The 22,454-nt window shown below is 69.9% G+C and carries 21 protein-coding genes and 1 pseudogene; 18 read left to right on the forward strand and 4 right to left on the reverse strand.

The window, feature by feature from the left end:
- Positions 1 to 59 precede the first annotated feature (59 nt).
- The 8 genes from lepB to ACZ5WE_RS27350 all read left to right on the forward strand — a co-directional run bounded on the left by lepB (position 60) and on the right by ACZ5WE_RS27350 (position 6,880).
- Entirely contained in the window at positions 60 to 827 is a 768-nt protein-coding gene (gene lepB, locus ACZ5WE_RS27315) for a signal peptidase I (RefSeq protein ID WP_467692923.1), read from the forward strand.
- Positions 817 to 1,356, forward strand: coding sequence for an NUDIX hydrolase (locus tag ACZ5WE_RS27320; protein ID WP_467692921.1), 540 nt, complete (start codon positions 817 to 819; stop codon positions 1,354 to 1,356). The genes lepB and ACZ5WE_RS27320 overlap by 11 nt, the downstream gene beginning before the upstream one ends.
- A 55-nt stretch (positions 1,357 to 1,411) precedes the next feature.
- Positions 1,412 to 1,720, forward strand: a complete 309-nt coding sequence (locus ACZ5WE_RS27325; RefSeq protein WP_003965949.1) for a DUF2469 domain-containing protein — start codon at positions 1,412 to 1,414, stop codon at positions 1,718 to 1,720.
- Between the two features lie 139 nt (positions 1,721 to 1,859).
- The gene (locus ACZ5WE_RS27330; protein ID WP_467692919.1) at positions 1,860 to 2,237 is read left to right on the forward strand and encodes a YraN family protein; all 378 of its coding nucleotides are present in this window, start codon (positions 1,860 to 1,862) and stop codon (positions 2,235 to 2,237) included.
- Positions 2,237 to 3,856: a YifB family Mg chelatase-like AAA ATPase gene (locus ACZ5WE_RS27335; protein WP_467692917.1), complete on the forward strand. Its 1,620-nt coding sequence runs from the start codon at positions 2,237 to 2,239 to the stop codon at positions 3,854 to 3,856. The genes ACZ5WE_RS27330 and ACZ5WE_RS27335 overlap by 1 nt, the downstream gene beginning before the upstream one ends.
- Complete coding sequence (gene dprA / locus ACZ5WE_RS27340) at positions 3,853 to 5,019, forward strand: DNA-processing protein DprA (RefSeq protein ID WP_467692915.1); 1,167 nt, start codon at positions 3,853 to 3,855, stop codon at positions 5,017 to 5,019. Before ACZ5WE_RS27335 ends, dprA begins: the two co-directional genes overlap by 4 nt.
- A gap of 328 nt (positions 5,020 to 5,347) precedes the next feature.
- A complete protein-coding gene (whiG, locus tag ACZ5WE_RS27345; protein WP_467692913.1) occupies positions 5,348 to 6,190 on the forward strand; it encodes an RNA polymerase sigma factor WhiG in 843 nt (280 codons plus the stop codon).
- Between the two features lie 132 nt (positions 6,191 to 6,322).
- Positions 6,323 to 6,880 (forward strand): TetR/AcrR family transcriptional regulator, encoded by a 558-nt coding sequence (locus ACZ5WE_RS27350; RefSeq protein WP_351165709.1) that lies wholly within the window; start codon positions 6,323 to 6,325, stop codon positions 6,878 to 6,880.
- A 747-nt stretch (positions 6,881 to 7,627) separates the two neighbouring features.
- Here the strand turns inward: ACZ5WE_RS27350 and ACZ5WE_RS27355 are convergent.
- Positions 7,628 to 8,206: pseudogene (locus ACZ5WE_RS27355) on the reverse strand (peptidoglycan DD-metalloendopeptidase family protein); the annotation flags it as partial.
- Positions 8,207 to 8,487: 281 nt separating this feature from the next.
- Between ACZ5WE_RS27355 and rpsB the strand changes: the two are divergent.
- The 5 genes from rpsB (at position 8,488) to ACZ5WE_RS27380 (ending at position 13,150) form a co-directional block, all read left to right on the forward strand.
- A complete protein-coding gene (rpsB, locus tag ACZ5WE_RS27360; protein ID WP_467692911.1) occupies positions 8,488 to 9,438 on the forward strand; it encodes a 30S ribosomal protein S2 in 951 nt (316 codons plus the stop codon).
- A gap of 93 nt (positions 9,439 to 9,531) precedes the next feature.
- Positions 9,532 to 10,368 carry a translation elongation factor Ts gene (tsf, locus tag ACZ5WE_RS27365; protein ID WP_467692909.1) on the forward strand — a complete coding sequence of 279 codons (837 nt, stop codon included), beginning with the start codon at positions 9,532 to 9,534 and terminating at the stop codon, positions 10,366 to 10,368.
- A gap of 185 nt (positions 10,369 to 10,553) precedes the next feature.
- Positions 10,554 to 11,315 carry a UMP kinase gene (gene pyrH / locus ACZ5WE_RS27370; RefSeq protein ID WP_363212546.1) on the forward strand — a complete coding sequence of 254 codons (762 nt, stop codon included), beginning with the start codon at positions 10,554 to 10,556 and terminating at the stop codon, positions 11,313 to 11,315.
- Between the two features lie 160 nt (positions 11,316 to 11,475).
- Entirely contained in the window at positions 11,476 to 12,033 is a 558-nt protein-coding gene (gene frr, locus ACZ5WE_RS27375; protein WP_361401054.1) for a ribosome recycling factor, read from the forward strand.
- A gap of 34 nt (positions 12,034 to 12,067) precedes the next feature.
- Entirely contained in the window at positions 12,068 to 13,150 is a 1,083-nt protein-coding gene (locus ACZ5WE_RS27380; RefSeq protein ID WP_467692907.1) for a phosphatidate cytidylyltransferase, read from the forward strand.
- A gap of 76 nt (positions 13,151 to 13,226) precedes the next feature.
- On the opposite strand, the gene ACZ5WE_RS27385 is transcribed toward ACZ5WE_RS27380, so the two are convergent.
- A complete protein-coding gene (locus tag ACZ5WE_RS27385; protein WP_467692906.1) occupies positions 13,227 to 13,970 on the reverse strand; it encodes a hypothetical protein in 744 nt (247 codons plus the stop codon).
- On the reverse strand, positions 13,967 to 14,485 hold the full coding sequence (locus ACZ5WE_RS27390) for a methanogen output domain 1-containing protein (RefSeq protein WP_467692904.1): 519 nt from the start codon (positions 14,483 to 14,485) through the stop codon (positions 13,967 to 13,969). The genes ACZ5WE_RS27385 and ACZ5WE_RS27390 overlap by 4 nt, the downstream gene beginning before the upstream one ends.
- 184 nt (positions 14,486 to 14,669) lie before the next feature.
- Here ACZ5WE_RS27390 and rlmN point away from each other — a divergent pair, with 184 nt between their 5' ends.
- The 5 genes from rlmN (at position 14,670) to ACZ5WE_RS27415 (ending at position 20,706) form a co-directional block, all read left to right on the forward strand.
- Positions 14,670 to 15,776: a dual-specificity RNA methyltransferase RlmN gene (gene rlmN / locus ACZ5WE_RS27395; protein WP_467692902.1), complete on the forward strand. Its 1,107-nt coding sequence runs from the start codon at positions 14,670 to 14,672 to the stop codon at positions 15,774 to 15,776.
- 249 nt (positions 15,777 to 16,025) lie between these two features.
- Positions 16,026 to 17,120 carry a thiamine ABC transporter substrate-binding protein gene (locus tag ACZ5WE_RS27400; RefSeq protein WP_467692900.1) on the forward strand — a complete coding sequence of 365 codons (1,095 nt, stop codon included), beginning with the start codon at positions 16,026 to 16,028 and terminating at the stop codon, positions 17,118 to 17,120.
- Positions 17,121 to 17,170: 50 nt separating this feature from the next.
- The gene (locus ACZ5WE_RS27405) at positions 17,171 to 18,781 is read left to right on the forward strand and encodes an ABC transporter permease (protein WP_467692898.1); all 1,611 of its coding nucleotides are present in this window, start codon (positions 17,171 to 17,173) and stop codon (positions 18,779 to 18,781) included.
- Positions 18,781 to 19,824 carry an ABC transporter ATP-binding protein gene (locus ACZ5WE_RS27410; RefSeq protein WP_467692896.1) on the forward strand — a complete coding sequence of 348 codons (1,044 nt, stop codon included), beginning with the start codon at positions 18,781 to 18,783 and terminating at the stop codon, positions 19,822 to 19,824. The genes ACZ5WE_RS27405 and ACZ5WE_RS27410 overlap by 1 nt, the downstream gene beginning before the upstream one ends.
- Before the next feature lie 90 nt (positions 19,825 to 19,914).
- Positions 19,915 to 20,706 (forward strand): maleylpyruvate isomerase family mycothiol-dependent enzyme, encoded by a 792-nt coding sequence (locus ACZ5WE_RS27415; protein WP_467692894.1) that lies wholly within the window; start codon positions 19,915 to 19,917, stop codon positions 20,704 to 20,706.
- 220 nt (positions 20,707 to 20,926) lie between these two features.
- On the opposite strand, the gene ACZ5WE_RS27420 is transcribed toward ACZ5WE_RS27415, so the two are convergent.
- A complete protein-coding gene (locus tag ACZ5WE_RS27420) occupies positions 20,927 to 22,081 on the reverse strand; it encodes an LOG family protein (protein ID WP_467692892.1) in 1,155 nt (384 codons plus the stop codon).
- Positions 22,082 to 22,454: the final 373 nt, after the last annotated feature.

Genomic DNA, 22,454 nt, shown 5'->3' on the forward strand with positions numbered 1-22,454 from the left:
CTTCCGCGCTCCTGTTCGTAGCGGCGCGGGGTCGTCTCCGATATGGGGGAGCAACTGGGATGAGCAGGACACAACGTACGGACGAGGGCCGCGGACGGCTCGGCAGCGTGCTGTCGGGACTGGCCGTGGCCCTTGGCTGTGTGCTCTTCCTGGGGGGCTTCGTCTGGGGCGCCGTCGTGTACCAGCCGTACACCGTTCCCACCGGGTCGATGACGCCGACGATCGGCGCGGGCGACCGGGTCCTGGCCGAGCGGATGGACGGTGGCGAGGTGCGCCGTGGTGACGTCGTCGTCTTCCGGCAGGCCAGCTGGGGCGACCTGCCGATGGTCAAGCGCGTGGTCGGCGTCGGCGGCGACCGGATCTCCTGCTGCACGGACGGCAAGCTGATGGTCAACGGCAAGCCCGTCGCAGAACCGTATCTTCTGGCGGGCGAGGGTGCCGCGGCCACCGGAATCCCGGCCACCACGGTCCCCGAGGGGAATCTCTTCCTGCTCGGTGACGAGCGCAGTGGGTCCCTGGACTCCAGCGTGCACCTGGGCGACTCCAACCACGGCTCCGTGCCGCGCAGTGCGGTGGAGGGCAGGGTCGACGCGGTGGCCTGGCCGGCGGAGAGGTTCGGGACGCTGGAGCGCCCTGACGGCTTCGCGGACATGACGGGCGGCATCTCCGCCCCCGGGCCCCTGCGGCTCATGGTGTGGTCGGTGGTGGCCGGCGCGGCCCTCGTCTTGGGCGGCGCCGCGTACGGCCCGGTGGCCAGGCGGATGCGGCGCGGACGTGAGCGCCCGCAGAGTCGTGACCGCTCGGGGGCGACGGCTCATGTCGGCTGAGCCGCGGCCGCAGCCGCAGTCCGAGCCCTCGGGGGAGTCGGAGCCGGAAGCGCCGCGGAGGGTCGCGCGGGTGGTGCTGCTGGACCCGCAGGACCGGATTCTCCTGCTGCACGGCCATGAGCCGGAGGATGTGGGGGACGACTGGTGGTTCACGCCCGGCGGCGGTCTGGAGGGCGACGAGACGCATGAACAGGCCGCGCTGCGTGAACTGATGGAAGAGACGGGCATCACCGAGGTCGAGCTCGGTCCCGCCCTGTGGCAGAGGTTCTGCTCCTTCCCCTTCGCCGGACGGCGCTGGGACCAGGACGAGCGGTACTTCCTGGCGCGTACGTCACAGACGTTCTCGCGGGCCGCAGGGCTGACGGAGCTGGAACGACGGAGTGTCGCGGGAGCGCGTTGGTGGACGTGCCAGGAACTGACCGAGGCACATGAGACGGTGTATCCGACCAGGCTCGCCGAGTTGCTTCGCAAGCTGCTCGACGAGGGTCCTCCGAGCCGGCCCGAGACCCTCGACACGGAAATCGTGTAGAGGCTCCAGGGGCTGACGCACAATAGGGGGACGCACGGCTGAAGGGGAACATGCCATGAGCGCCGAGGACCTCGAGAAGTACGAGACCGAGATGGAGCTGAAGCTCTACCGGGAGTACCGCGATGTCGTCGGTCTGTTCAAATACGTGATCGAGACCGAACGGCGCTTCTACCTCACCAACGACTACGAGATGCAGGTGCACTCCGTCCAGGGTGAGGTTTTCTTCGAGGTGTCCATGGCGGACGCCTGGGTGTGGGACATGTACAGGCCCGCACGGTTCGTGAAGCAGGTGCGTGTCCTCACGTTCAAGGACGTGAATATCGAGGAGCTCAACAAGAGCGATCTCGAGCTGCCGGGAGGCTGAGTTCACCGCCTCGGGCTGCCAGCTTCCCGTCTCCTTCACCGTCACGGGTGAGCGAGTTATCCACAACGCGTGAGTCGTCCACCAAGATCCACAACGCTCGGGGCTGAGCCCCAGTGTGGGTGTCGGAGGTGGTTCCGACATGAACGCACGTGGGGCACTCGGGCGGTACGGCGAAGATCTGGCCGCACGGCGGCTGGGCGAAGCCGGCATGACGGTTCTGGAGCGCAATTGGCGCGGTGGCAGAACCGGCGAGATCGACATTGTGGCCATGGACGGCGAAGCGCTGGTCGTCTGTGAGGTCAAGACGCGGCGAGCCGGTCTGGTCGGCTCGGGGATCTATCAGCATCCGATGGCCGCCGTGGGCCGGACCAAGGCGGAGCGGCTGCGGCGCCTGGCCGAACGCTGGATCGAGGAACGCGGAGGCCCACCGCCGGGCGGAGTGCGGATCGACCTCGTCGGCGTGCTGGTCCCGCGCCGCGGCGCCCCCGTCGTGGAGCACGCGCGGGGGGTGGCCTGATGGGTTTCGCACGTACGTGTTCCGTGGCGCTGGTGGGCGTCGAGGGCGTGGTCGTCGAGGTGCAGGCCGATCTGGAGCCCGGCGTCGCGGCGTTCACACTGGTCGGGCTCCCGGACAAGAGCCTGACGGAGAGCAAGGACCGGGTCAGGGCCGCGGTGGTCAACTCCGGCGGGGAATGGCCCCAGAAGAAGCTCACGGTGGGCCTCAGCCCCGCATCGGTGCCCAAGAGTGGCAGCGGCTTCGATCTCGCGATCGCCTGCGCGGTGCTCGGGGCGGCGGAGCGGATCGATCCGCGGACTCTCACCGACATCGTGATGATCGGTGAACTGGGGCTCGACGGGCGGGTGCGACCGGTCAGGGGAGTGCTGCCCGCGGTGCTCGCGGCGGCGGACGCGGGCTATGAGCAGGTCGTCGTCCCGGAGTGCACGGCAGCCGAGGCCACGCTGGTGCCGGGGGTCTCGGTGCTCGGGGTGCGCAGTCTGCGCCAGCTGGTCGCCGTGCTGACCGATGAGCCGGTGCCCGAGGAGGAGCCGGACGAACCGGGGCGGCCCGACCCGATGCTCGCGGGGCTCTGTGTGCCCGGGACCGGCGTGGGCACGGGGCTCAGCGGCGGCACGGACGACGCCCTTGCCCTGGACCTCGCCGATGTCGTCGGACAGGCCTCGGCCCGGACCGCGGTGGAAGTGGCGGCGACGGGTGGGCATCACCTCTTTCTGCAGGGACCGCCGGGCGCGGGAAAGACGATGCTCGCGGAGCGGCTGCCGGCGATCCTTCCCCGGCTGACCCGGGAGGAGTCCTTGGAGGTGACGGCCGTCCACTCCGTGGCGGGCATGCTGCCACCGGGCAAGCCGTTGGTGGACGCAGCGCCGTACTGCGCGCCGCACCACTCCGCGACGATGCAGTCGCTGGTGGGCGGCGGCAAGGGAATCGCCCGGCCGGGGGCAGTTTCGTTGGCTCATCGGGGAGTGCTTTTCCTCGACGAGGCGCCGGAGTTCAGCAGCCAGACCCTGGACTCCTTGCGACAGCCCTTGGAATCGGGCCATGTGGTGATCGCTCGCAGCGCGGGAGTGGTGCGCCTGCCCGCGAAGTTCCTGATGGTGCTCGCGGCCAACCCCTGTCCGTGCGGTCGCCACACACTGCTGGGTGAAGGCTGCGAATGCCCGGCGTCCGCCATCCGCCGCTACCAGGCGCGGCTCTCGGGCCCGCTGCTCGACAGGGTCGACCTGAAGGTCGAGGTGGAGCCCGTCACGCGATCCGAACTGGCCGGGTACGGCACTCCGGGGGACTCCACGCAGACGGTCGCCGACCGGGTGCGCGCCGCCAGGGAGCGGGCGGCGGCCAGGCTGGCCGGCACCGGCTGGCGGACGAACAGCGAAGTGCCGGGACACGCCCTGCGCACGCGGTGGCCCGCCGAGCCGGGTGCCCTGGACGCAGCCGAGCTCGACCTGGAGCGCGGCTTCCTGACCGCCCGAGGGCTCGACCGTGTCCTGCGGGTCGCTTGGACGGTCGCGGACCTCGCCGGCCGTGACCGGCCTGCGGCGCAGGACGTCGCCCTGGCTCTGCAGTTGCGTACGGGGGTGGCGAGGGGTGCTCCGATGGCGATCGGGGCGCTGACATGACCTCGGCCCCGGGCGCCGCCCCGGAGGAAGAGCGGCTGGCGAGGGCAGCCCTGACCCGGATTCTCGAACCGGGGGACGAGGTGGGCGGGCGGTGGTTGCGCGAGACAGGGGCCGCCGAAGTGGTGCGGCGGCTTGCGGAGGGGGAGGAGCGCCTCGGCGGGGTGACACCGGCCCGGTGGGAAGGGCTGCGGGCGCGGGCTGACAAGGCGCGGCCCGAGCGGGACCTGGCGGTGGCGCTGGATGCGGGGGTGCGGTTCGTGTGCCCGGGGGAGGCGGAGTGGCCCGTCCAGTTGGACGACCTCGGGGACGCACGGCCCGTGGGGCTGTGGGTGCGGGGACAGCCCAGCCTGCGGATATGGGCCCTGCGGTCGGTGGCCGTGGTCGGCTCGCGGGCCTGCACGGAGTACGGCGCGCACATGGCGGCCGGTCTGGGCGCGGGGTTGGCCGAGCGGGGCTGGGTGGTCGTGTCGGGCGGTGCGTATGGGGTGGACGGGGCCGCGCACAGGGGAGCGCTGGGCGCCGGCGGGGCCACGGTCGCGGTGCTCGCGTGCGGAGTCGACCGGGCCTACCCGCGAGGACACGCCGAGTTGCTCAGGAGGATCGCGGAACAGGGTCTCCTGGTGGGGGAGTTGCCGCCCGGGGACCATCCCACACCGAGCAGATTCATCCTCCGTAACCGCGTGATCGCCGCTCTCACCCGGGGGAGTGTCGTCGTCGAGGCCGCGTACCGCAGCGGGGCGCTCGCCACGGCGCGCAGTGCGCGGGAGCTCGGACGGTTCACGATGGGGGTGCCCGGACCCGCGACGAGCGGGCTCTCGGCGGGGGTGCACGAACTCCTTCGACGTGACGGAGTTCTGGTGACCGACGCGGCGGAAATCGTCGAGCTGGTGGGCGACATGGGCGAGCTGGCCCCGGAGCGGCGCGGCCCCGTCGTGCCGCGGGATCTGCTCGCCCCGGACGCCGCCCGCGTCCTGGCGGCGCTGCCCGGCCGGGGCAGCGCGTCACCTCGGGAGATCGCACTCGGCGCCGGCACGGTGGTGGACGCGGCGATCGGTCGGCTGTACGAGTTGCGCTCTCTGGGGTTCGTCGAACGACACGGCGACGGCTGGCAGTTGACACGCCAGGCGATTGTGTCGGTCTTGCCGAAGGGAGACAGTTCGTGACCGACCGTGTTCGGCCGTCTGGATGAACCCCCGACGGCCTTGGGAATGGCCGCAGTTGACGCTTCGCGGTCGTCACGCACGGCGACGAGGGGTACTCGGCGGGGCGCCCAGCGGAACGTATCTGCGTACGCGGGATCCCCTACTGTTCGCACACTGCGACACTTCAGTCACGCTACGCTCACAAGGATTCCGACGCGGACAGGCAACCACAGGCAAGCAGACGGACAACCTCATTCACTTCACGCAAACTCACCACCTCGCGGGCGCGGACCCATCCGTCGGCTCGCACGACACCACCGGTTCACGGCAGAACGGCTCAAGGCAACAAATGCCCCAGCACACCTCAGGGTCCGATCGGGCGGCGGTTCCCCCCGCCGCCCGTAGCGGCGAGCGGGAGCGGCCCCCCGCACCCTCGTCGCTGGACGAGCTGTGGCGGTCGTACAAGGACACGGGGGACGGGCGGCTGCGCGAGCAGTTGATCCTGCACTACTCGCCGCTGGTGAAGTACGTCGCGGGCCGGGTCAGCGTCGGGCTTCCGCCCAATGTCGAGCAGGCGGACTTCGTGTCGTCCGGGGTGTTCGGTCTCATCGACGCGATCGAGAAGTTCGACATCGAGCGGTCGATCAAGTTCGAGACGTACGCGATCACCCGTATCCGTGGCGCGATGATCGACGAACTCCGGGCGCTCGACTGGATTCCCCGGTCCGTGCGGCAGAAGGCCCGCAACGTCGAGCGGGCCTACGCCACGCTCGAGGCGCAGCTGCGGCGCACGCCGTCGGAGAACGAGGTCGCCCACGAGATGGGGATCGCGACTGAGGAACTGCACGCCATTTTCAGCCAGTTGTCGCTGGCGAACGTGGTGGCCCTGGAGGAGCTGCTGCACGTCGGCGGTGAGGGCGGCAACCGGCTGAGCCTGATGGACACGCTCGAGGACACCGCGGCGGACAACCCCGTGGAGGTCGCCGAGGACCGCGAGCTGCGGCGGCTGCTCGCGCGCGCGATCAACACGCTGCCGGAGCGGGAGAAGACGGTCGTCACGCTTTACTACTACGAAGGTCTCACGCTCGCCGAGATCGGCAACGTGCTCGGGGTGACGGAGAGCCGGGTGAGTCAGATCCATACGAAATCCGTGCTCCAGCTGCGCGCGAAGCTGGCGAGTTTCGGCCGCTGAGCCCGCTGAATCGTCCCTGCCCCCGTCCCCCGCCGCGCGGTCCGGGCTCGCGGTTCTCGGCGGTGTATCGACTCCCGTCCTGGCGGTCACGTCCGTAGAGTGGAGGGCGTGCCAAGGATTCGAGCGGCCTCTGTGGCCGAGCACCGGTCGATGCAGCGCGGCGCCCTGCTGGACGCTGCCCGGTCCCTGTTGTCCGAGGGCGGTACGGAGGCGTTGACCTTCCCCGCCCTCGCTGAACGCACGGGGCTCGCACGGTCATCCGTGTACGAGTACTTCCGGTCGCGTGCCGCGGTCGTGGAGGAGCTGTGCGAGGTCGACTTCCCCGTCTGGGCGGCGGAGGTCTCCGCCGCGATGGAGGGGGCCGACTCCGCCGAGGGCAAGGTCGAGGCGTATGTCCGGCGGCAACTGGCCCTGGTCGGGGACCGGCGGCACCGCGCGGTGGTCGCCATCTCGGCCAGTGAGCTGGACGCCGGGGCGAGGGAGAAGATCCGTGCCGCCCACGGGGGTCTGATCGCCATCATCGTTGAGGCGCTCGAGACGTTGGGGCACGAGCAGCCCCGCATGGCGGCGATGCTGCTGCAGGGCATCGTCGACGCCGCGGTGCGGCGGATCGAGCTCGGTGTCGCCGAGGAGCCGACCGCCATCACGGAGGCAGCGGTCGCCATGGCGCTGCGGGGCGTGCGGGGCTGAGGACCCAGCCGCCGACAGTCGGCGGCGCAAGGCCCGTCCGCGCCACGAACGCCCCCGTCTGTGCCGCAAGCACGCCCGTCCGCGCGGCAGCCATTCCCGTCCAGGGCCGAGCTCCCCTGTCTGTGCGGCGAAATTCCCGTCCGAGGCGCGAGCACTCCTGTCTGTGCGGCGGGCATTCTCGTCCGGGGCGAGCTCTCCCTCCCGGGCCGCGAGCTCCCCCTACCGGGGCGCGACCACCCCGTCAGCGCGGCGGGCATTCCCGTCCGGGGCGCGAGGTCTCCTGTCTGTGCGGCGGGCGTTCCCTTCCGGGCCGCGAGCTCCCCGGTACGGGGCGCGACCGCCCCGTGAGCGCGGCGGGCATTCCCGTCCGGGGCGCGAGGTCTCCTGTCTGTGCGGCGAGCTCCCTCGTCCGGGCCGCGAGCTCCCCCTTCCGAGCCGCGACCACCCCTTCCGGGCCGTGACCACCCCATCAGCGCGGCGGGCATTCCCGTCCGGGGCGAGCTCTCCCCTCTGCGCGGCGAGCTCGTCCGGCGCGAGCTCTCCCCTCTGCGCGGCGAGCTCCCCCCTCCGCCCCGCGAGCACCAGTACCCCCGGACGCGGTGCCAATAACCCGTCCGCCCCGCGAGCACCAGCACCCCCGGACGCGGTGCGAACAATCCGCCCCGCGAGCACCAACACCCCCGGACGCGGTGCGAGCTCCCCCCTCCGCGCCGCGAGCACCAGCACCCCCCTCCCAGGCGCGAGTACCCGCGGCCTCGGCACGTCGATCACCGGCAGTAAGCGGGACGCCCCGTGCCGCAGTAGCCACGGGGGCAGTAGCGACAGGGGGTCGAGATATGTGTCGCCCCTCAGTAGCCCCCAGTGGAGGCAGCTGCTCGGGCAGTGGGCCCTGGGCAGTTCCAGCACCCCCAGTGCTCCGCCCGCCGAAACCTCGGCGCCCTTCTTGAGCGTGGCCCGCACCGGCTCGTACGTCGTGCGCAGGGGAGGGGTGCCCGTGCCCGTCAGCTCCACCGCGACCACCCCGCGGCCCGCCACGCGGCCCGCGAAGGAGACCCTGCCCGCAGCCGCCGCCCGGACCACCGCTCCCGGCGGCGCAGCGAGGTCCACACCCCGGTGGCCCCGGCCGTACTCCGTCGCCGGGGGCTCCCAGCCCCGTATGACAGGAGGCCGCGCCCCCACGGGCCACGCACCTCCCACCTTCGGCACCGGCGGTCCGCCGGTCGCCTGCGCCCCCGGCCTGTCGAGGGCGCCCGCGGGCAGCACCACCGCCGTGATCAGCGCCACGGTCAAAAGGGCCAGGCTCAGCTTTCGTCGCATGTGAGACATGCCAGAACCGTCCCGCGTCGGGCAGGACCGCGGGGATCATGGCGCGGATCTGTGGATGACCAGCCGCTTGTGGACATCGGCGTCACCCGCGGCCTCGCGGGTCCCGTACACTTCTTGTGGCGATCCGGGTCACCGGGTCGACTTCGCACGCCCCGACACCAGGCCATGAAAAGCCAGGTGCCAGCGCCTCTCGGTCCTTTGTGGCACGGCGCATCGCGGGCGTCAGGCGCGACTGCCATCCGGCGGACGCGGCACAACCGAGAACACCAAGGAGTACGGCCATGGCCGTCGTCACGATGCGGGAGCTGCTGGAAAGCGGCGTCCACTTCGGTCACCAGACCCGTCGTTGGAACCCGAAGATGAAGCGCTTCATCTTCACGGAGCGCAACGGCATCTACATCATCGACCTGCTCCAGTCGCTGTCGTACATCGACCGCGCCTACGAGTTCGTCAAGGAGACCGTCGCCCACGGCGGCACGGTCATGTTCGTCGGCACGAAGAAGCAGGCGCAGGAGGCCATCGCCGAGCAGGCGACCCGCGTCGGCATGCCCTACGTGAACCAGCGCTGGCTGGGCGGCATGCTCACCAACTTCTCGACCGTCTACAAGCGTCTGCAGCGCCTCAAGGAGCTCGAGCAGATCGACTTCGAGGATGTGGCCGCGTCCGGCCTCACCAAGAAGGAGCTCCTGGTCCTCTCGCGTGAGAAGGCCAAGCTGGAGAAGACCCTCGGTGGTATCCGCGAGATGTCCAAGGTGCCCAGCGCCGTCTGGATCGTGGACACCAAGAAGGAGCACATCGCGGTCGGCGAGGCCCGGAAGCTCAACATCCCGGTCGTCGCCATCCTCGACACCAACTGTGACCCCGACGAGGTCGACTACAAGATCCCGGGCAACGACGACGCGATCCGCTCCGTCACCCTGCTCACCCGCGTGATCGCCGACGCCGTCGCCGAGGGCCTCATCGCCCGTTCCGGCGTCGCCACGGGCGACCAGAAGCCGGGCGAGAAGACCGCCGGCGAGCCGCTCGCCGAGTGGGAGCGCGACCTGCTCGAGGGCGAGAAGAAGGCCGACGAGCCCAAGGCCGACGAGCCCACGGCCGATGAGCCGAAGGCCGTCGAGGCCGAGGTTCAGAAGTCCGCCGAGACGGAGAAGGCCGCCGACGCCGAGCAGGCCGAGGCCCCCGCCGAGGTTGCCGCCGCCGAGGCCCCCGCCGCGGAGACCGAGCAGGCCTGACCTTCACAGGTTCGGTAGTTGACGGCGGGGGCCCACAGGCCCCCGCCGTTCACCCGTAGATCTTTCAGACCTCCGAAAGAGAATTTCAGGATCATGGCGAACTACACCGCCGCTGACGTCAAGAAGCTCCGTGAGCTCACGGGCGCCGGCATGATGGACTGCAAGAAGGCGCTCGACGAGGCCGACGGCAGCGTCGACAAGGCCGTCGAGGCCCTGCGCATCAAGGGCCAGAAGGGCGTCGCCAAGCGCGAGGGCCGCTCCGCCGAGAACGGTGCCGTGGTCTCCCTCATCGCCGACGACAACACCTCCGGCGTGATCGTCGAGCTGAAGTGCGAGACGGACTTCGTCGCCAAGGGCGAGAAGTTCCAGGCCGTCGCCAACTCGCTCGCCGCCCACGTCGCCAAGACGTCCCCGGCCGACCTCGAGGCGCTGCTCGCGTCCGAGATCGAGGCCGGCAAGACCGTCCAGGCGTACGTCGACGAGGCCAACGCCAACCTCGGCGAGAAGATCGTCCTGGACCGCTTCGCCCAGTTCGCGGGCACGTACGTCACCGCGTACATGCACCGCACCATGCCCGACCTGCCCCCGCAGATCGGTGTTCTGGTCGAGCTGGACAAGGCCGACGCCGACCTGGCCAAGGGCATCGCCCAGCACATCGCCGCCTTCGCGCCGAAGTACCTCTCCCGCGAGGACGTCCCGGCCGAGGTCGTCGAGTCCGAGCGTCGCGTCGCCGAGGAGACCACCCGCGCCGAGGGCAAGCCCGAGGCCGCGCTGCCCAAGATCGTCGAGGGTCGCGTCAACGGCTTCTTCAAGGAGGCCACCCTCCTCGGTCAGCCGTACGCGCTCGACAACAAGAAGTCCGTTCAGAAGGTCCTGGACGAGGCCGGTGTCACCCTGAAGCGCTTCTCGCGCATCAAGGTCGGCATCTGAGTCCGTACCGCGATCGACGGTAGACCCCGCTAGGGTCGACAGCGGTCGCCCGCGTACACACCCGTACGCGACGTACGACCGCAGGATCTGACGAGGAGGCCATTGCCGAGCATGGGATGCGAACAACACCCCACCGGCAGTGGCCTTCTTCGTATGTGCGCCGAGCAAAAAGAAGCGAGTACTCCATGACCACCAAGGCCGACACAAACAGTGGCGACGATAAAGTCCCCGGTCGTTTCCTGCTGAAGCTCTCCGGTGAGGCGTTCGCCGGCGGGGGCGGCCTTGGCGTCGACCCTGACGTGGTGCACGCGATCGCCAAGGAGATCGCCGCGGTCGTCCGTGACGGCGCCCAGATCGCGGCCGTCATCGGTGGCGGCAACTTCTTCCGCGGCGCCGAGCTCCAGCAGCGCGGCATGGACCGGGCCCGCTCCGACTACATGGGCATGCTCGGCACGGTCATGAACTGCCTCGCCCTGCAGGACTTCCTGGAGAAGGAAGGCATCGAGTGCCGCGTGCAGACCGCCATCACGATGGGCCAGGTCGCCGAGCCGTACATCCCGCTGCGCGCCGTCCGGCACCTGGAGAAGGGCCGCGTGGTCATCTTCGGCGCCGGCATGGGCATGCCGTACTTCTCCACCGACACGACCGCGGCGCAGCGCGCCCTGGAGATCGACGCCGAGGCCCTGCTCATGGGCAAGAACGGTGTCGACGGGGTCTACGACTCCGACCCCAAGACCAACCCGGACGCGGTGAAGTACGACGCGCTCGGCTACGGCGAGGTCATCACCCGCGACCTGAAGGTCGCCGACATGACCGCGATCACGCTGTGCCGCGACAACAAGCTGCCCATCCTGGTCTTCGAGTTGCTCTCCACCGGCAATATCGCGCGTGCCGTCAAGGGTGAGAAGATCGGCACGCTCGTGGGCGACGAGGGCACCCGCTCCTGACCTCGGGGACGGCCCCCCGAGGGCCACGAGGGATGGACAAAGCCCTGCCGGTCGGACACGGTGCAGGGAAAGAGACGCGACGCAGCCGACGCCCCATGGACTCCCCCTACTTCACCGTGTGGGGGCGCCCCCAGCCCACTCACAACACCAGGAGCAAGTGGTGATCGAAGAGACCCTCCTCGAGGCCGAGGAGAAGATGGAGAAGGCCGTCGTGGTCGCCAAGGAGGACTTCGCCGCGATTCGCACAGGCCGTGCGCACCCGGCGATGTTCAACAAGATCGTGGCCGACTACTACGGCGCCCTTACGCCGATCAATCAGCTGGCCTCGTTCTCGGTGCCCGAGCCGCGGATGGCCGTGGTGACCCCGTTCGACAAGAGCGCGCTGCGCAACATCGAGCAGGCGATCCGCGACTCCGACCTCGGCGTCAACCCCAGCAATGATGGAAACATCATCCGGGTGACGTTCCCCGAGCTGACGCAGGACCGCCGCAAGGAGTTCATCAAGGTCGCCAAGACCAAGGCCGAGGACTCCAAGATCTCGATCCGCTCCATCCGCCGCAAGGCCAAGGAAGCGATCGACAAGGCGATCAAGGACGGCGACATCGGCGAGGACGAGGGCCGTCGCGCGGAGAAGGAGCTCGACGACACCACCGCGAAGTACGTCGCTCAGGTGGACGAGCTGCTCAAGCACAAGGAAGCCGAGCTGCTCGAGGTCTGAGGGCTCGAAGTCTGAGGACTGAGGAATCCGATCCGTGAACGACTCTTCCTGGGGGGCGCCTCCCAGAGCCGGGTACTGGGGGCCGTCCGACCAGGGCCCTGCTCAAGGGGCTGCCCCGGCAGGTCCCGCGTACGATGCGCATGACGCCCTGTATCCAGCAGAGACGCAGCCCATGCCCATCGTGCCTGACATGCCTGAAGTACCCCGGGAGCCCATGCCCAGCGCATCACAGCCCGCCCCCGAGGCGCCGCGCACGCCTCAGACGCCTCAAGCGCCTCAAGCGCCCAAGGCGCCGCAGAAGAAGAGCGCGGGCCGTGACCTCGGGGCGGCCATAGGAGTCGGCGTGGGGCTCGGCGCGGTGATCGTCGCGTCGCTCTTCATCGTGAAGGCCGTCTTCATCGGCGTCATAGCGGTCGCCGTTGTGGTCGGTCTCTGGGAGCTCACCTCACGGCTCCAGGAGCGCAAGGGCATCAAGGCGCCGCTGGTCCCGCTCGCGGTGGGCGGCGCCGCGATGGTCGTCGCCGGGTACGTCCGCGGGCCCGAGGGCGCCTGGGTCGCCATGGCGCTCACCGCGCTCGCGGTGCTCGTCTGGCGGATGACCGAGCCGCCCGAGGGCTATCTGAAGGACGTCACGGCGGGCGTCTTCGCGGCGTTCTACGTCCCGTTCCTCGCCACGTTCGTGGCGTTGATGCTCACCGCGGACGACGGCTCGATGCGGGTGCTCACGTTCCTGCTCCTGACGGTGGTCAGCGACACCGGGGCGTACGCGATCGGCTGGCGCTTCGGCAAGCACAAGCTGGCCCCGCGCATCAGCCCCGGCAAGACCCGCGAGGGCCTGGTCGGCGCGGTGACGTTCGCGATGGCCGCGGGCGCGCTGTGCATGGAGTTCCTGATCGACGGCGGCACGTGGTGGCAGGGGCTGCTCATCGGCCTCGCGGTTGCCGCGAGCGCGACGCTCGGGGACCTCGGTGAGTCGATGATCAAGCGTGACCTCGGCATCAAGGACATGGGCACGCTGCTGCCGGGTCACGGCGGCATCATGGATCGCCTCGACTCGCTGCTGCCCACGGCGCCGGTGGTCTGGCTGCTGCTCGTCATCTTCGTGGGGTCCGGCTGACCTGCGCGCTGCTGTACGTGAGGGGCTCGCTGCCCGTGGGGCGGCGGGCCCTTTTCCGTGTCCGGAACTGGAGGGTCTACGCGCCCGCGAAGGACCTGAGCGCGCCGCCGATCAGTGCCGTCACCGACTCCAGGTGTTCCGCCGGGGGCGGGTGGTCCGTGGTGAGGACGAGGGTGGCGTGCGGCTCGACGGGGACGTGGAGGCGGACGCGATCGCGCGCCACAGGGGTGAGGTGCAGAGCGGCTTCCGTGCAGCCGAGGGCCGGGGGTACGTGCTTGGCCACCGACTGGGCCAGGGCCGCTGTCGTGCTGGACGTGGCGACCGACCGGACGAGCGCGTGCAGGTGGTCGAACCGGGCGTGGGCGGCGGTCAGGGACGCGGTGAGCCGCATGCGGTCCTCGGTGGCGCGGAAGCGGAACGTGCGCTCGCGCTCAAGGGCGTTGACGCGCTCCTTGACGGTCAGGAAGCGGTCGCCGGGGTCGATGCGGACGGCCCGTAGATGCACGGCGAGGGTGGGCATCCACTGGGCACGGGCGCCGAAGCAGCGGCAGCGGACGCGTGCGCCGTCGTAGCCGTGCAGGGTGAGGCCGGCCGGTGTCGGATGGCCGGTGCGCAGCCACTGCCGGACGTACTTGGCGACATCCTCGGCGGCTTCGGAGACCATCGCGCTCAGGGGTATGTCGTCCTCGACACCCGGAAGCATCCGGACCGCCGAGGGATTCGCGGCCAGCACGCGCGTATCGGCTGAGATGAGCAGCACGGGCTCCGTGAGCAGACCAGTGATCTTCCGGAAGAGCGTCAGGGGGTCATCGGCGGTCACAGGGCATCGCCGTAGTACTCACGCCCTGTGGTCTGTTCCGATTCGGAAGGCGGGCGGAGGTGCACCACGACGCGGCAGCCCACGTCCCAGCGGGCGATGGTCTTCTCCAGCTCCACGCGGGCGTAGCCGAGGTTGCCCGCGGCGATGGTCCCGAAGATGTTCGACGTCATCATGCACATGGAGGGACGGCCCAGAACCTTCTCTCCGAACGGGCAGACGCGGTTCCCGAGGACGATGCGCCGGTCGTTCTCCTCGACGACGAAGAAGCCCCCGCCGAGCCGTTTCTTGAGATCGACCATGACCTGCGCCACCTGCGTACGGTCGAGACGGTCGACCGAGAGCGCCTTGGTGTACTGGCTGTTGATGTCGTCGCCGATGGTCTGACTGACAAGGCTGACGTAGCCCGCCGCTTCCTCCAGGCCGACCACGTCCTCAAGGACGCGTGCCAGTTCACGGATGAGGCTGCGCATGAACACATCGCGGTCGAGGGCGATGGGTGCGTCGGACGGTTCCACTGGGCCCCCTCGCCGGGAAGTCGATCGACACTCTGCTTTTACCTTGTGTGACCACATGATGGCGCACTGTGATAGGCCCTGTCGACCGACTTCGACAGATCGGCAGACCGCCGGATCAAGGGCCACCGCCGCCTACGGACGCCGACCAGGTGGCACTCCTGTCGTCTGCGACACTGGAAGAACCATGCCTGTACCCGGAGAACTCACCTTCGTCGCGCCCCGCGGAGCCAAGAAGCCGCCGCGGCATCTCGCCGACCTCACGCCCGCCGAGCGCAAGGAAGCCGTCGTCGCCGCCGGCGAGAAACCGTTTCGCGCCAAGCAGCTCTCGCAGCACTACTTCGCGCGGTACGCGCACGATCCGGAGCAGTGGACCGACATTCCTGCCGGGTCCCGCGGGAAGCTCCAGGAGGCGTTGCTTCCCGAGCTGATGTCCGTGGTGCGGCACATCAGCTGTGACGACGACACCACGCGCAAGACGCTGTGGCGCCTCTTCGACGGGACGCTCGTCGAATCCGTGCTCATGCGCTATCCGGACCGCGTGACGATGTGCATCTCGTCGCAGGCCGGTTGCGGGATGAACTGCCCGTTCTGCGCGACGGGGCAGGCCGGTCTCGACCGGAATCTGTCGACCGCCGAGATCGTCCACCAGATCGTGGACGGGATGCGGGCGCTCAGGGACGGCGAGATCCCGGGTGGGCCCGCTCGGCTCTCCAACATCGTCTTCATGGGGATGGGTGAGCCGCTCGCCAACTACAACCGTGTGACCGGTGCCATTCGCAGGCTGACCGACCCCGAGCCGGACGGGGTGGGCCTCTCGCAGCGTGGCATCACCGTGTCGACCGTCGGTCTGGTGCCCGCCATCCACCGGTTCGCCGACGAGGGCTTCAAGTGCCGCCTCGCCATCTCGCTGCACGCGCCCGACGACGAGCTCCGCGACACCCTCGTACCCGTCAATACGCGCTGGAACGTGCGTGAGGTCCTCGACGCGGGCTGGGAGTACGCCGCCAAGTCGGGGCGCCGCCTGTCCATCGAGTACGCGCTGATCCGGGACATCAACGACCACGCGTGGCGCGGTGACCGGCTCGGGCGGCTGCTCAAGAACAAGCCCGTGCACGTGAACCTGATCCCGCTGAACCCGACGCCTGGCTCGAAGTGGACGGCATCGCGGCCGGAGGACGAAAAGGCCTTCGTGAACGCCATCGCCGCTCATGGGGTGCCTGTCACGGTTCGTGACACCCGTGGCCAGGAGATCGACGGGGCGTGCGGTCAGCTCGCCGCGGCAGAGCGTTAGGCTGGCCGAAACACAACTTCACAGGCAGTGCACAACTGCATGGACGGAACACATCTTCATATTCCGACAGGGGAGCGCCACAGCGCTGAGAGTGCGGCAGCCAAGGACAGGTTGGCCGCAGACCCTCTGAACCTTGCCCGGGTCATTCCGGGTAGGAAGTTCGGACACCACTCAAGCTGTTGCGCCCTGCCCGCGGACCCTCCGGTCCTGCGGGCAGGGCCGCGTCTCTTCCTGGTCACTCCAGGAGGAATGAACTCAGTGAGCACCACCAAGAAGGTCACGGTCACCGCGGTCGCGGCGGCCATCGGGCTTGTCGCGCTCTCCGCGTGCGGTAGCTCGTCCGACAGCGGCGACAAGGCCGATTCCAAGAGCGTGACGCTCGTCAGCCATGACTCCTTCAATGTCTCCAAGGACGTACTGAAGGCGTTCGAGAAGAGCTCCGGCTACAAGGTCGACGTCCTCAAGGACGGGGACGCCGGTGCCGCCGTGAACAAGGCGATCCTGTCGAAGGACAACCCACAGGGTGACGTCTTCTTCGGCGTCGACAACACGCTTCTGTCGCGTGCGCTCGACAACGGGCTCTTCCAGTCGTACGAGGCCGAGGGCTCGGACAAGGTCGCCTCGCAGTTCCGCGTTGATCAGGAAAAGCACCGGGTCACGCCCGTCGACAGCGGCGACATCTGCGTCAACTACGACAAGAAGTACTTCGCCGACAAGAAGCTGGCGCCGCCGAAGTCCTTCGCGGATCTGACCAAGCCCGCGTACAAGGATCTGTTGGTCACCGAGAACGCCTCGACCTCGTCGCCCGGCCTCGGCTTCCTGCTCGGCACCGCCGCCCAGTACGGCGATGGGGGCTGGCAGGGCTACTGGAAGAAGCTCAAGGACAACGGCGTCAAGGTCGTCGACGGCTGGGAGCAGGCCTACAACGAGGAGTTCTCCGGGTCCGCCGGGGGCAAGAAGGCCAAGGGGGACCGGCCGCTCGTCGTCTCCTACGCCTCGTCGCCGCCCGTCGAGGTGCTCTACGCCAAGCCGCAGCCCAAGGAGGCGCCGACCGGCGTCGCGACCGGCACCTGCTTCCGGCAGGTCGAGTACGCGGGTCTGCTCGGCAACGCCAAGAACGAGAAGGGCGGCAAGGCGCTCCTCGACTTCCTGATCAGTGCCGAGTTCCAGGAGGACATGCCGCTGAACATGTTCGTGAACCCGGTGCGTGAGGGCAGCAAGCTGCCCGAGCTGTTCACCGAGCACGGCGTGACGGTCGACAAGCCGGAGACCATGGCTCCGAAGAAGATCGCCGACAACCGCGAGCAGTGGGTCAAGTCGTGGACCTCGCTCGTACTGAAGTAGGGAAGTCCCGTAAGGGGCTCTCGCGCGGGAGCGCGACGCGGCTCGGTCTCATGGCCGTGCCCGTCGCGTTCTTCGCGGTCTTCTTCGCCTATCCGGTCGCCGCGATCGTCGCGCGCGGCCTGAAGGCCGGCGGCCAGTGGCAGTTCGGGCGGATCGCGGACGTCGTCGGGCAGTCCGACGTCCGGCACGTGCTGTGGTTCACCACCTGGCAGGCGCTCGCGTCGACGGCGCTCACGCTCCTTGTCGCGCTCCCCGGCGCGTACGTCTTCGCGCGCTTCGAGTTCAGGGGCAAGCAGGTTCTCCGCGCGGCCGTCACGGTGCCGTTCGTGCTGCCGACGGTCGTCGTCGGAACGGCGTTCCTCGCGCTGCTCGGCCGTGGCGGGCTGCTCGACGAGATGTGGGGCGTGCGGCTCGACACGACCGTGTGGGCGATCCTGCTCGCGCACGTCTTCTTCAACTACGCCGTCGTCGTACGGACCGTGGGCGGACTCTGGTCGCAGCTCGACCCGCGTCAGGAGGAGGCCGCGCGGATGCTCGGCGCCTCGCGGTGGACCGCCTGGCGGACCGTGACGCTGCCCGCGCTCGGCCCCGCGGTCGCCGCGGCGTGCCTCATGGTCTTCCTGTTCACGTTCACCTCCTTCGGCGTCGTGCAGATCCTCGGCGGACCCGCGTACTCGACACTCGAAGTGGAGATCTACCGGCAGACCGCCCAGCTTCTCGACCTGTCGACGGCCGCTGTCCTGACGATCGTGCAGTTCGCGGCGGTCGGCGCGATCCTCGCCGTGCACGCGTGGACCGTGCGCCGCGGGGAGACCGCGCTGAAGCTGGTCGACGCCTCGGCGGTCGCGCGGCGCCCGCGCGGCGCGGGGCAGTGGTCGCTCCTCGGCGGGGTCATGATCACGATCGCCGTGCTGATACTGCTGCCGCTCGGAGTGCTGATCGAGCGATCGTTGAGCGGCTTCGACGGCTACGGCTTCACGTACTACAGGGAGCTGACATCGGCGGAGGGCGGGGCGTTCCTCGTCCCGCCGATCGAGGCGGTCTGGAATTCGCTCCAGTACGCGCTCGCCGCCACCGCCATCGCCCTGGTGATCGGCGGTCTCGCCGCCGCGGCGCTCACCCGGAAGGCCGGCCGTCTGGTGCGCGGCTTCGACGCGCTCATGATGCTGCCGCTCGGGGTGTCAGCGGTGACGGTCGGCTTCGGGTTCCTGATCACGCTGGACAAGCCGCCGCTCGACCTGCGCTCGACGTGGATTCTGGTGCCGCTCGCACAAGCTCTGGTGGGCGTGCCCTTCGTCGTACGCACCATGCTTCCCGTCCTGCGCGCGGTGGACGGACGCCTGCGCGAGGCGGCCGCCGTGCTCGGGGCGTCGCCGCTGCGGGCGTGGCGGGAGGTCGACCTGCCGATGGTGCGGCGCGCGCTGCTGATCGCCGCCGGGTTCGCCTTCGCCGTGTCCCTGGGGGAGTTCGGCGCGACCGTGTTCATCGCGCGGCCGGACAACCCGACGCTTCCGGTCGCGGTGGCACGGCTCCTGGGGCGGGCCGGGGAGCTCAACTACGGGCAGGCGATGGCACTTTCGACGATCTTGATGGTGGTGTGCGCGGTGTCGCTGCTGCTGCTCGAACGTCTCCGTACCGATCGCACGACTGGGGAGTTCTGATGGCCTTGCTGACGCTGGCGGATGCGACCGTGCGGTTCGGGGCGCGGGCCGTCCTCGACGGTGTCGCTCTGGAGGTCGAGGAGCACGAGATCCTGTGCGTGCTCGGGCCGAGCGGCAGCGGCAAGTCGACACTGCTGCGTGCGGTCGCCGGGCTCCAGGATCTCGACGGCGGGCAGGTCCTCCTTGGCGGGAAGGATCAGCGTGGTGTGCCCGCGCACAAGCGTGGGGTCGGTCTGATGTTCCAGGACCACCAGCTTTTCCCGCAGCGCGACGTGGCGGGCAATGTCGCCTTCGGGCTGCGGATGCACGGCGCTTCGCGGGGTGAACAGGCCAACCGGGTGGCCGAGTTGCTCGAACTCGTGGGCCTTCCGGGTGCGCACCGCCGGGCCGTCGCCTCGCTCTCGGGCGGCGAGCAACAGCGGGTCGCCCTCGCGCGTGCGCTCGCGCCGAGGCCGCGCCTGCTCATGCTGGACGAGCCGCTCGGGCAGCTCGACCGTTCGCTGCGGGAGCGCCTTGTCGTCGAACTCCGTGAGCTCTTCGACGAGTTGGGTACGACGGTGCTCGCGGTCACGCACGACCAGGGCGAGGCGTTCGCGCTCGCGGACCGGGTGGTGGTGATGCGGGAGGGGCGAATCGCCCAGTCCGGTACGCCACTTGAGGTCTGGCGGCAGCCGGTGGACGAGTTCGTCGCGCGGTTCCTCGGCTTCGACAACATCGTCGACGCGATGGTGGCCGGCGACGTGGCCGACACCGCCTGGGGCAAGGTTCCGGTGTCGGAGGGCGCTGGGGGCGCGGCTGGGGGCGCGGCGGACGGGCGGTGCCGGCTCCTGGTGCGGCCGGCCGGGGTGCGGCTCGTGCCCGCTGATGAGGGGCTGCCGTGCGTGGTGACGGCGCGTACCTTCCGGGGTACGCATGTCGCCGTTCATCTGGAGCCTGGGGTGGGGCCGCGGCTCGAGGCGGCCTGTGCGCTGCGGGATGCGCCTGGGGTGGGGGAGACGGTGGGGGTCGCGTTTGATGTGGGGGATGTTGTGGTGCTGGGCTGACGTCTTTCCGGGCAGACACGGTTCTGGTCCGGCGTGGGCCGCGTGTAATTGAGGTGTGGGTGGCCCGGGGTTCTGCCTAGGGTTTCGCCCATGACGACATTGGAGTACGACCGCCACCGCGCCGAAGTCGCTCTCCAGCTGGGCCTCTTGAGGGAAACGCTGGTCGGGGCCGACCTGACGGCCACCGTGCCGACGTGCCCGGAGTGGACCCTTGGCTACCTCGCCCGGCATGTGGGTGGCGCCGTGCGCTGGGCCGAGCGGCTGGTGGGCACGCGGGCCACGGGGGACATCCCGGAGGAGGAGGTCCCCGGAATCCGTGGTCCGGAGGGGGACGATCCCGCGGACCTCGACGCGTGGCTGGCGGAGACTGCCGAGCTCTTTGTGGGGACGATGGTTGGAGCGCAGGCCGGTACGTCGGTGTGGTCCTGGTCCGATCGTCACGACGCCGGGTTCTGGGCGCGGCGCATGACGCATGAGGTGGCGGTGCATCGGGCGGACGCGGCGATTGCCGCGGGCGTTCCGTATGTGGTTGCGCCGGATGTCGCCGCCGACGCGATTGACGAGTGGCTGGAGATCGTGCGGTACGTGCAGCGGTCCGACCCCGGGGACAGTGCCGCCGAGTTGCGCGGGGCGGGGCGGAGCATTCATCTCCACGCGACTGATGCGCCTTCGGAGCTGAACGCCGAGTGGCTCATCGAGTTCGGTGAGGAAGGCTTCAGCTGGCGGCGGGGGCATGAGAAGGCGACGGTTGCTCTGCGGGGGCCGCTGACCGAGGTGCTGCTCGCGTTCTATCGGCGGCGGCCGTTGGACGGTGGGGCCGTGGAGGTGCTGGGGGAGCGGGAGTTGCTGGACTTCTGGCTGGAGCGGGCTTCGTTTGCGTGATCTTTCCCCAAACCCGCCCCTTCCCGAAAACCGGCTGCGCCGGAGCCTCGGGCTGGGTGGGGGTGCGGGGGTGTGTGTCGGGTGGGTGCCGGTGCGCCGAAGCCTTGCCTTGCGTGCCGTCATCACCGGCTTCGCCGAGTTCGTCCTGAGGCGCTGGACGGGTTGGGTGGTGCGCCGGGCCTCGTACGCCCTGTGGTCACCGGCTCCGCCGAGTTCGTCCTCAGGCGCCGGACGTGCTGAAGCCGTGCAGTGTGTCCGGGGCCTCCTCCACCCCGTCCACCAGCGCGATCCTCGACTCCATCGAGCGGCCCCGCGCGAGCGCCTGCAGCAGCGGCCATGCCGGAAGGCGTTCCGTCCAGTGTTCGCGGTTCACCAGGATCATGGGGGCCGGTTCGCCGCGGGACTCGTAGTAGTTCGGGGTGGCCGCGTCGAAGATCTCCTGGAGCGTGCCCGCCGCGCCCGGGAGGAAGATCACGCCCGCGTTCGAGCGGGCCAGGAGGCCGTCTTCGCGGGTGGCGTTGGCGAAGTACTTGGCCAGGTGGGTGGCGAAGGCGTTCGGCGGCTCGTGGCCGTAGAACCACGTGGGGATGCCCACCGACGCGCCGCCGGCCGGCCAGCGCTCGCGCACGTCGAACGCCGCCCGTGCCCACTCGGTGACCGACGGGGTGAACGACGGTGCCTTGGCGAGGAGTTCGAGCGCCTCGTCCAGCATCTCGTCACGGAACACGGACGCGTACGCGCCCAGGTTCGCCGCCTCCATCGCGCCGGGGCCGCCCCCTGTGGCGACCGTGAACCCGGCTCGGGCGAGCGAGCGGCCGAGCCGGGCCGCGCCCTCGTACGCCTGAGTGCCGCGGGCCATCGCGTGGCCGCCCATCACGCCCACCACCCGTGCGCTGACGAGCAGTTCGTCGAGGGCGTCCGAGATCGAGTCGTCGTGGATCGCGCGGAGCATCGAGGAGAAGACGTCGCCGTCGGCCTTGGTCTCCTGGAACCACTCGTACGCACGGGCGTCAGGAGTCGCCTCGTAGCCACCCTCGTTGAGTCCCGCGAAAAGTTCTTCCGGCGTGTGGAGAAGACCGCGGTACGGGTCGAACGGCAGGCCGGGGACGGGTGGGAACACCAGCGCCCCTGCGGCCCGCATCGCGTCCGCCGCGCTCGGCTCCATGAGGCAACCGAGGAACACCGTCCCCGTGGCGTCGCAGGCCCGCAACGCGGACGTACGAGCCGTCAGGTCTATGGACTGGACGCGGCACCCGGCGAGTGAGCCGCTCGCCGCGATCGCGTCGAACTCGTCGAGCGACTCGATCTCGCGGTCGCCGCCCGGGAGTCGGGGTGAGGGCCTGGGGGCGGATGCGGGTTCGGGAGTCGGCTGCATCCGCCCATGCTAAGCAGGCTGAGCCGGGAGCCGGGAGCCGGGAGCCGGGAGCCGGGAGCCGGGAGCGGGGCGTCGGCCGTCAGCCCTTGACCTCGGACCCGTCGGCCCGGGGTCGGCGGGCTTGTCAGGCCGGTCATTCGGTCGCGTCGGCCCGGGGTCGGCGGGCTTGTGAGACCGGTCATTCGGTCGCGTCGGCCCGGGGTCGGCGGGCTTGTGAGACCGGTCATTCGGTCGCGTCGGCCCGGGGTCGGCGGGCTTGTCAGGCCGGTCATTCGGTCGCGTCGGCCCGGGGTCGGCGGGCTTGTCACCCCGGTTTCTCGGACCCGTCGGCCCGGGGTCGGCGGGCTTGTCACCCCGGGCCCTCGGGCCTGTC

It is taken from the genome of Streptomyces sp. NPDC033180, from assembly GCF_055577645.1.

What these genes read in the sequence shown, in the direction of transcription:
- whiG (WP_467692913.1), top strand. Translation starts at nt 5,348, where the DNA reads ATGCCCCAGCACACCTCAGGGTCCGATCGGGCGGCGGTTCCCCCCGCC.
- ACZ5WE_RS27330 (WP_467692919.1), top strand. Translation starts at nt 1,860, where the DNA reads ATGAACGCACGTGGGGCACTCGGGCGGTACGGCGAAGATCTGGCCGCA.
- ACZ5WE_RS27320 (WP_467692921.1), top strand. Translation starts at nt 817, where the DNA reads ATGTCGGCTGAGCCGCGGCCGCAGCCGCAGTCCGAGCCCTCGGGGGAG.
- ACZ5WE_RS27325 (WP_003965949.1), top strand. Translation starts at nt 1,412, where the DNA reads ATGAGCGCCGAGGACCTCGAGAAGTACGAGACCGAGATGGAGCTGAAG.
- ACZ5WE_RS27335 (WP_467692917.1), top strand. Translation starts at nt 2,237, where the DNA reads ATGGGTTTCGCACGTACGTGTTCCGTGGCGCTGGTGGGCGTCGAGGGC.
- dprA (WP_467692915.1), top strand. Translation starts at nt 3,853, where the DNA reads ATGACCTCGGCCCCGGGCGCCGCCCCGGAGGAAGAGCGGCTGGCGAGG.
- ACZ5WE_RS27405 (WP_467692898.1), top strand. Translation starts at nt 17,171, where the DNA reads ATGGCCGTGCCCGTCGCGTTCTTCGCGGTCTTCTTCGCCTATCCGGTC.
- ACZ5WE_RS27410 (WP_467692896.1), top strand. Translation starts at nt 18,781, where the DNA reads ATGGCCTTGCTGACGCTGGCGGATGCGACCGTGCGGTTCGGGGCGCGG.
- pyrH (WP_363212546.1), top strand. Translation starts at nt 10,554, where the DNA reads ATGACCACCAAGGCCGACACAAACAGTGGCGACGATAAAGTCCCCGGT.
- tsf (WP_467692909.1), top strand. Translation starts at nt 9,532, where the DNA reads ATGGCGAACTACACCGCCGCTGACGTCAAGAAGCTCCGTGAGCTCACG.
- lepB (WP_467692923.1), top strand. Translation starts at nt 60, where the DNA reads ATGAGCAGGACACAACGTACGGACGAGGGCCGCGGACGGCTCGGCAGC.
- ACZ5WE_RS27400 (WP_467692900.1), top strand. Translation starts at nt 16,026, where the DNA reads ATGAACTCAGTGAGCACCACCAAGAAGGTCACGGTCACCGCGGTCGCG.
- rlmN (WP_467692902.1), top strand. Translation starts at nt 14,670, where the DNA reads ATGCCTGTACCCGGAGAACTCACCTTCGTCGCGCCCCGCGGAGCCAAG.
- ACZ5WE_RS27415 (WP_467692894.1), top strand. Translation starts at nt 19,915, where the DNA reads ATGACGACATTGGAGTACGACCGCCACCGCGCCGAAGTCGCTCTCCAG.
- rpsB (WP_467692911.1), top strand. Translation starts at nt 8,488, where the DNA reads ATGGCCGTCGTCACGATGCGGGAGCTGCTGGAAAGCGGCGTCCACTTC.
- ACZ5WE_RS27420 (WP_467692892.1), bottom strand. Translation starts at nt 22,081, where the DNA reads ATGCAGCCGACTCCCGAACCCGCATCCGCCCCCAGGCCCTCACCCCGA.